The organism is Oleiphilus sp. HI0123 (genome assembly GCF_001635315.1).
The window spans coordinates 1-476 of sequence record NZ_LWGE01000904.1; the positions used below are offsets into that span (position 1 = coordinate 1).

A 476-nucleotide genomic window follows, 5' to 3' on the forward strand; every position below is an offset into this window, starting at 1 on the left:
ACGTTTTAATGACTTCGACGCGGTGCTGGAAGAAGTTAACGATAGCAAGTTCGGTCTGCAGGCAGGGATATTTACACGGGACTTATACAAGGCGAATAAAGCATGGGATATCCTCGAGGTTGGAGGCGTCATAATCGGCGATGTACCGTCCTGGCGTGTTGACCATATGCCTTATGGCGGAGTGAAAGACAGCGGCCTGGGTCGTGAAGGTATTAAGTATGCAATCGAAGACATGACTGAACAACGTTTACTGGTGATTCGCACGCCATAAATTGGATATATGATGCCCATAGGCAGAGGGTTTCATCCCCCTTGCGAGCCTCGGATGGATCTGCACAGGTTTTGGGCTTCACTTTCGCTTTATCGAACGTCCGGCTTTTTCTTCTAATGGCTTATCTGGCCATCTGTGTTTGGGGTAGCGGCCCTTCATACCCTTAGCGACTTCAAAGTAAGAGCTGTTCCAAAAGTTAGCGAGA

At 48.7% G+C, this 476-nt stretch carries 2 protein-coding genes; one reads left to right on the plus strand and one right to left on the minus strand.

Annotation, left to right across the window (positions count from 1 at the left end):
* A partial coding sequence (locus tag A3761_RS07800) for an aldehyde dehydrogenase family protein (RefSeq protein ID WP_156491730.1) occupies window positions 1-271 on the plus strand: 271 nt, incomplete at its 5' end.
* 78 nt (window positions 272-349) lie between these two features.
* Here A3761_RS07800 and A3761_RS28765 read toward each other — a convergent pair.
* A partial coding sequence (locus A3761_RS28765) for an ATP-dependent helicase C-terminal domain-containing protein (protein ID WP_156491731.1) occupies window positions 350-476 on the minus strand: 127 nt, incomplete at its 5' end.